The organism is Hymenobacter agri (assembly GCF_054778495.1).
The window spans coordinates 1-3,210 of the sequence record NZ_BAAGZM010000501.1 but is presented as its reverse complement, the minus strand read 5'-3'; the positions used below and the strand labels follow the sequence as shown (position 1 = coordinate 3,210).

The window sequence follows — 3,210 nt, the reverse complement described above, 5'->3', positions numbered from 1 at the left end:
GCTGTGGGCCCGGAAGCGCACCGTCCGCGCCCCGCGATGGATGCACAGGCCTTGGAGCGCCGCCGTCGCCTGCAGGAGCTGAGCAATGGCCTGCCGCCCGAAGCCGTGAGCCAGTACGACACGCCCGCCTACCTGCGCCGCCAGGTGAAGCTGGAAAACGTGGAGCCCAGCTCGGCCCAGAACATTTCCCGCTTCAACCTGTCGGACGACAACGAGCTGCTGGGCGACAACCGCTTCCTGCACGATAACGTGGACTAAGGAACCGACTGCGTTTGAAACAAAGGGCCGCTACTGGTTATTCAGTAGCGGCCCTTTGTTATTTAATGCTTGGGAGAGCCTACGTGTAGCGCAACCGGTCTTTCACCTTGTTCAGCGGCATTTCGAGCCAAGCCCAGGAAGCGGCAGCCAGCAGCAGCAGTATGGGTGTGAGCAGCAGCACCGTGGGCAGCGGGCTCAGCCAAAGCTGGCGCGTGCCGGCGGCGGGAAACACATGGTACACAGCGCGCTGATAGAATACCACCAGCAACAGGTGGTAGAGGTAGCAGCCGTAGCTGCGCACGCCCACCCATTGCAGAATGGGGTGTTGCAGCAGGCGGGCGCTGCCGGTGGCAGCCGGCGCGGCCAGCTGCACGGCCCAGTTGAGCGTAAATACCGAAGCCAGACCGCCGAGAGTAGTGGAGATGAGCAGCCAAACGGCGTGGGTGTGCTGCACTTCCAGCAACGCCCAGATGGCGGCCCAGGCGGCCCAGGCCAGGAGCACCCAGCGGCCGTGCGCCAGTCGGCGCACCCAGGGATGCGGCTCGATGATGCGTAGTACGCCGCCGAGGGCAAACATATCTAGGCAGGCGGGCAGCAGCACGAAGGTGAGCGTGGGCGTAACGTGCCAGCTCCACCAGATGCGGAAGGCCACGCTGGCTACCACTAGGGTCAGCAGCGCGCCCACGCGGCGGCCCAGCAGGCCCAGCAGCAGCGGCCACAGCAGGTAGAACTGTTCATCAACGGCCATGGTCCAGTAGTGGCCCACGCCCTCGCCCCAGTGGCCCAGGCGGTAGAACAACAGGTTGGAAACCGGCAGAATAAACCAGCCGGGAAACTCGCGCAGGGTAGCCAGCGGCAGCAGCGCCCCCAGCGCCAAGGCCAGGTAGTAGGGCGGCAGGATGCGCAGCATGCGCCGCTGGTAGAATACGCCCAGCCGGTGCCCCCAGCGCCCCGGCGCGCCGGGATGTACCTGCTGCTTCCAGACAATGCCAGAAATGAGGTAACCGCTGAGTACGAAGAACGGAATGCGGCCCATCTCGCCGATGGGGAAGCCCGGCAGCGTCCAGTGAGCCAGCACCACCAGCCACACGCAAATGGCCCGGATGCCGTTGAGGCCGGGGCGGTAGGCGAGAGGAGCGGGCGCGGCGGTGGGAGGCGGCATGGCGGTGAGGGAGCTGACGTATAGGCTGTCATGCTGAACGCAGTGAAGCATCTGAGCAAGCGGCGCTAACCGGCTTGACCCAGATGCTTCACTGCGTTCAGCATGACAGTCCGGAAACCTAGCCCACCGTGTGGTACACGGCCTGCACGTCTTCGTCGTCTTCGAACTTCTCGATGATGGTCATAATCTCGTCGAGCTGCTCGTCGTTGAGCGACACGGTGGTGTTGGGAATGCGCTGCAGGTTCACGCTCACCACGTTCAAGGATTTGGCTTCGAGGGCTTTCTGCATCTGGCCGAAGTCGGTGAAGGCGGTTTCGACCACGATGAACTTGTGCTCGGCGCCGTGCTCGTCTTCCTCGGTGGTTTCGTACACGTCGTCGGCCCCGGCGTCAATCAATTCCAGCTCCAGCTCGTCGCGGTCGAGGCCCTCGGCGGCCAGCTTGAACACGCCCTTGCGGGTGAAGGTGTAGTCGCTGCTGCCCGAAGTGCCCAGCGTGCCCTCGTTGCGGTTGAAGATGAGGCGCACATTACTCACCGTGCGGGTGGGGTTGTCGGTAGCGGTTTCGATGACGACGGCCACGCCGTGGGGCAGGTAACCCTCGTACACCACTTCGGAATAATCTTTTTCCTCCTTGCTGCTGGCGCGCTTGATGGCGGCTTCCACGCGGTCCTTGGGCATGTTCACGCCCTTGGCGTTTTGCATGGCGGCGCGCAGGCGGGCGTTGGTGTCGGGGTTGGGGCCGGCGTCTTTCACGGCCATCACGATTTCCTTGCCAATGCGGGTAAAGTCTTTCGACATTTTATCCCACCGCTTCATTTTGCGGCCTTTTCTGAATTCAAACGCGCGTCCCATAGGGGTCAGTTAACAGTTAACAGTGAGCAGTGTACAACGCTTCGGCCGCGGGCGGGCGGGCCAGCGGGGTCGAAACGGGCCGCAAGTTAGCCAGCAGGGGCGGGGGAGGCAAAAGCGTCGGCGCGGCCGGCACTAGCGCCAGCGCTTTTTGCCGGCTTTGGCGGGCGAGGCCGGGGAGGCTTTTGGAGTTGGCAACATTGCAGGTGCGGCCGGCGCGGCCTCCAACTCATACACGCCCTTGTTGCCGGCGGGGTAGCCCAGAATGGTGAGCGTGAGGCCGCGGCCCGCGGAATCGAGGCGGGCGGTGCCGCGCTGCACGTCGGCTCCTTTCTGGTCGTGGAAGGCGAAACGGATGCTGTCGCCGGCCTGGCGGTAGGTGCCATCCTGATTGAAGGGCACGGTGCGGGTGCCCAGGGTGATGGTCAGGCGCTTGGCGTAGGTGCCGTCGGGACGCAGCAGGAGGGTACCGCCCACGCCCTGCACGGCGGTGGGCTCGTTGGGGCTTTCGGCGTCGAACACCGTGTAGCCGGTGTAGCGGTAGGTGCCGGCCAACGAACGCAGGGCGGGTGCCTGGGCGTGGCTGACCAGTGACGTGCCCACGAGCCAGGCGGTGGCCAATGCGGCCCGCTTCAATAAGGAAGATGACACGGCTGAATAATTCGAAAGCATTGCGACGACGAAGGTAAGGTGGTTAATGAAACCCGGTGGACCGTCGAGGCAAAGACAATGCCCGGTAAAACCGGCTTGCGAAAATGGTGGATTTTAGCGCTAATATTCGACTATGAAATTGACCGCCACGAATGTTCACCAATTAAGTGGGAGGAGGGCTAGTGGGGTGATGGGATGGGGCTGCGCCCTGTGCCTGCTTTTGCTGTTCGCACGGCCGGCCGCCGCCACTCCGGCCGACACGGCCCAGGTGCGGGCCCTGCGGCAGCAA

Annotated in this window: 3 protein-coding genes and 1 pseudogene; 1 reads left to right on the top strand and 3 read right to left on the bottom strand. The window is 63.9% G+C overall.

Translation table 11 applies throughout. From position 1 onward, the window contains the following. Positions 1–258, top strand: a pseudogene (locus ACYVDE_RS18365) (cell division protein FtsZ); the annotation flags it as partial. A 79-nt stretch (positions 259–337) separates the two neighbouring features. On the opposite strand, the gene ACYVDE_RS18360 reads toward ACYVDE_RS18365, so the two are convergent. From ACYVDE_RS18360 to ACYVDE_RS18350, 3 genes are all read right to left on the bottom strand, one after another. Beyond that, positions 338–1,420 (bottom strand): acyltransferase family protein, encoded by a 1,083-nt coding sequence (locus tag ACYVDE_RS18360; RefSeq protein WP_460503004.1) that lies wholly within the window; start codon positions 1,418–1,420, stop codon positions 338–340. A 118-nt stretch (positions 1,421–1,538) separates the two neighbouring features. After that, the gene (locus ACYVDE_RS18355; RefSeq protein ID WP_460503003.1) at positions 1,539–2,273 is read right to left on the bottom strand and encodes a YebC/PmpR family DNA-binding transcriptional regulator; all 735 of its coding nucleotides are present in this window, start codon (positions 2,271–2,273) and stop codon (positions 1,539–1,541) included. Positions 2,274–2,405: 132 nt separating this feature from the next. After that, complete coding sequence (locus tag ACYVDE_RS18350) at positions 2,406–2,921, bottom strand: hypothetical protein (protein WP_460503002.1); 516 nt, start codon at positions 2,919–2,921, stop codon at positions 2,406–2,408. Between the last annotated feature and the right edge of the window lie 289 nt (positions 2,922–3,210).